At 43.5% G+C, this 3,661-nt stretch carries 4 protein-coding genes; all 4 read right to left on the bottom strand.

From position 1 onward, the window contains the following. The coding region (locus tag IQ242_RS27265) for a 4-Cys prefix domain-containing protein (protein ID WP_370583028.1) at positions 1–81 on the bottom strand (81 nt) is incomplete at its 3' end. A gap of 215 nt (positions 82–296) precedes the next feature. Continuing rightward, positions 297–767 carry a PIN domain-containing protein gene (locus IQ242_RS19390; protein ID WP_193961086.1) on the bottom strand — a complete coding sequence of 157 codons (471 nt, stop codon included), beginning with the start codon at positions 765–767 and terminating at the stop codon, positions 297–299. Beyond that, positions 764–1,531 (bottom strand): hypothetical protein, encoded by a 768-nt coding sequence (locus IQ242_RS19385; protein WP_193961085.1) that lies wholly within the window; start codon positions 1,529–1,531, stop codon positions 764–766. The genes IQ242_RS19390 and IQ242_RS19385 overlap by 4 nt, the downstream gene beginning before the upstream one ends. 168 nt (positions 1,532–1,699) lie before the next feature. Next, positions 1,700–3,661: transketolase (gene tkt / locus IQ242_RS19380; RefSeq protein WP_193961084.1), on the bottom strand; the 1,962-nt coding region annotated here is incomplete at its 5' end.

Below are 3,661 nucleotides of genomic sequence, written 5' to 3'. Positions count from 1 at the left end.
CAATTTCGAGCGGCATTTTTCACAGAATTTATTGCCATCTGGATTGGCGGAGGAACAATTAGGATTGAGACACAGACTCATGGTTTTTACTCCTTTAAGTAGTTGGGTTGACGTTAAAAAAGTAGCTGTTGGTTATGTTGGGTTTCCTGTCTTAGCTGTTGGTTGTGTTGGGTTTCCTGTCTTAGCTGTTGGTTATGTTGGGTTTCGTGCCTCAACCCAACCTACGGTACTATTATTGATTCTACTGTGTTCGGTAATTCGATTTGTAATTTTCCTGCGCGAGAATGGGTATTTTTTCAAAAAAGATCAAGTTGAACTTCAAAAAAAGGTTTTCTAATTATTAAAGGAGGATCACCGATTTCTCCAGAGAGTTTCAGCAAGCCATCATCAAAAGTATCTAAAACATCCACTCTGGCTTTAATTGCCGTCGCCACATGAGTTGCATCTTTAGGTTTTAGTGCCTGATATTGCCACATCAATTCTCTGGCTAGTTCACCAACTTGTCTGTTCACCTCATAAATATAAATCCACTCATGTCGGAAAAAATCTCTGATTTTTTCCTCACTTTCTTTAGGTAATTTTGGCTGTCCTTTTTCTAATTTCACCACTTCAATAAAAGTAAGAGCAGAAGTCACGATTATTACCTGACCATTTTCAGCTGCTTTGAGAACAGAAATACAATCATTAATTTTATCCTTTTCATTTTTCAGGAAAGCTAAAAAAACACAAGAATCCCAGTAGTGTAGCTTTTTTGTTGGACAAATCAATTACTTTCTCCCAAAATTCCGATCATTTCCTCAATGCTAGGTAAATCTTTTTCCTGAGGAAAAAGATCAATTGACTCAACTTTAATCCCGATTTTTTCCCCATCTTCTCTAGAGGTAACTATCCCCGATACAGAGACTCTTTTTTCTAGATATTCTTTGATATTATCAAGTAAATTTGGTTCAAAGTAACATTTAACACTTTTATTAGTCAATAAATTGTAAACTCTAAAAATAGGTTGACGACTTACATCAATAGCTTTAAGCACACCTTCTACAGTACCAAAACTTTGATATTTTCCCCCGATAATTTCATCAACATTAGCAATCAAAGCTTGATTCAAGTCGATACACCTTGAATCAAAGCCCAATTGCACCATAAACTCATCTCTTTTTTTCAATATTGCTAATGATCGCGCACTTTCTAAAGCTCGATCAGAAAAATAATTAGGGCGAATCGGATGTTCTAAAATTGTTACTATTCCCCTTTCTACAGTCTTAATAACTTCAGAAATTTGACTAGGTGTAATCTGATCTTGAGGCATTCCTTCTAAAGTAAGATGAATGCTGCCACTATGAATTTGAGAGATTCTCCAATTTATCAGGGGGCGATTTTTGTTAGCAAGGGTTTTATCTACTTCATGGAGTAGTATTGCTAATTGTTCTTGAGCCTTGATAAATTTATCAAAAGACAACAGTGAGCCTTCTATATCTAGTGTTAGGCTCTTGATTGTTTCCTTCGATATAGGGCTTTCCCCTTTAGTCATGGCTCTAGGAATCGTGATAATTATCTCAAGTGTAAAGGTTTTGGCTAACTACTAAAGCTTCCTACTTTACATTTTTACATGAACTAAGCCTAAAGCCTAAACTAGGTTGACCTATAACCACAAAAAAACCCGCTGGCGCGGGCTTTTTCCACAAAACCAAAGTTTTAATTAACCTAACAACGCTTTTGCCTTCGCTACCACGTTATCCACGGTAAAACCAAACTTCTCTAGAATTACACCCCCTGGAGCAGAAGCGCCGAAGGTATCAACCCCCAACACATCCCCCTCATCGGTGATGTAACGATGCCAACCCATAGTTGAACCCGCTTCCACCGCGAGACGTTTTTTCACTGCTTTCGGCAATACCGATTCTTTGTATTCTGCCGATTGTTCCTCGAATAGCTCCCAACAGGGCATAGAAACGACGCGGGCTTTAATTCCTGCTTCTTTTAACACCGCAGCCGCTTTATCGCAGAGATACAACTCGCCACCCGTACCGATGAGAATGACATCGGGAGTACCTTCACAATCGGTGATAATATAAGCACCTTTAGCCACACCATCGAGGGAAGTTCCCGCTAAATTGGGCAGATTTTGACGGGATAATGCTAGTAACGTCGGGCGCTTAGTTTCGCTCACCGCTACTTTATAAGCACCGGAAGTTTCCGTACCATCTCCCGGACGCATGACTAACAGGTTAGGAATAGCGCGCAGAGAAGCAACGTGTTCCACGGGTTGGTGAGTCGGTCCATCTTCCCCTAGGGCAATGGAATCGTGAGTCATTACCCAGATGACGCGAGTTTCTGACAATGCCGATAAACGGATAGAATTCCGCATATAGTCGGTGAAAATCAGGAAAGTCGCCCCGTAGGGAATCAATCCCGTGTTATGGAGAGCAATCCCGTTACAAATCGCCCCCATCGCGTGTTCCCGCACACCAAAGTGAACGTTACGCTCCTGATAACTGCCTTTTTGGAAATTACCAAAATGCTCTAATTCGGTGTAGTTAGAGTGGGTTAAATCCGCCGAACCACCGATTAAACCGGGTAAAACCCCCGCAAGCGCATTTAAGCAGATTTCCGAGTGTTTACGACTAGCGAGCGCCTTATCTTCGGGTTTATAAACCGGTAAAGCTTGCTCCCAACCTTCCGGCAGTTGACCGGTGGTTAACTGTTCAAATAAAGCCGCTTCTGCGGGATATTTGGCCTGATATTCGTTAAATAACTTATTCCAGTCCGTTTCTGCCGTTGCTCCCTTGTCCACTGCTTGCCGGAAACGATTTAACACCTCATCGGGAACCACAAACGGCTCGTATTGCCAACCTAAGGCTTTCCGGGTTAACTCGATTTCTGTTGCTCCTAAAGCTGCCCCGTGAACATCGGCGGTATTAGACTTATTGGGGGAACCATAACCGATGGTGGTGGTGATTTTAATCATCGAGGGTTTATCGGTGACAGCTTTGGCGGCTGCGATCGCATTGGCAATGGCATCTAAATCGGTGTTACCATTCTCGACGTGCTGAACGTGCCAACCGTAGGCTTCAAAACGCTTGCTCACGTCTTCGGTAAAAGCGATATCGGTGGAACCATCGATCGAGATATGGTTATCATCATAGAGAGCGATTAACTTGCCTAAACCCCAGTGACCGGCTAAAGAACAAGCTTCCCCGGAAATACCCTCCATATTGCAACCATCACCCAAAATCACATAGGTGTAATGGTCGATAATTTTGGCATCCGGTTTGTTGAAACGGGCCGCTAAATGGGCTTCTGCTAGGGCCAAACCCACACCATTGGCAATCCCTTGACCCAGGGGACCAGTGGTCACTTCTACCCCTTCCGTGACGAAATTTTCGGGGTGGCCGGGGGTTTTCGATTTCCACTGCCGGAATTGTTTAATTTCCTCTAGGGGAACGCTATCGTATCCGGTCAGGTACATCAAAGCGTACTGCAGCATACAACCGTGACCGGCGGAGAGAACAAAACGATCGCGATTGACCCATTGGGGGTTTTTCGGGTTAAAACGCAGGAATTGATCCCAGAGAACAAAGGCCATGGGAGCGGCCCCCATGGGCAGGCCGGGGTGTCCGGATTTAGCTTTTTCTACGGCATCCACCGCTAAAAAACGCAC

It is taken from the genome of Microcystis sp. LEGE 08355 (assembly GCF_015207185.1).
GTDB lineage: Bacteria > Cyanobacteriota > Cyanobacteriia > Cyanobacteriales > Microcystaceae > Microcystis > Microcystis panniformis.
The sequence above is the reverse complement of the archived record's forward strand: the minus strand, read 5'-3'. Positions and strand labels throughout refer to the sequence as shown.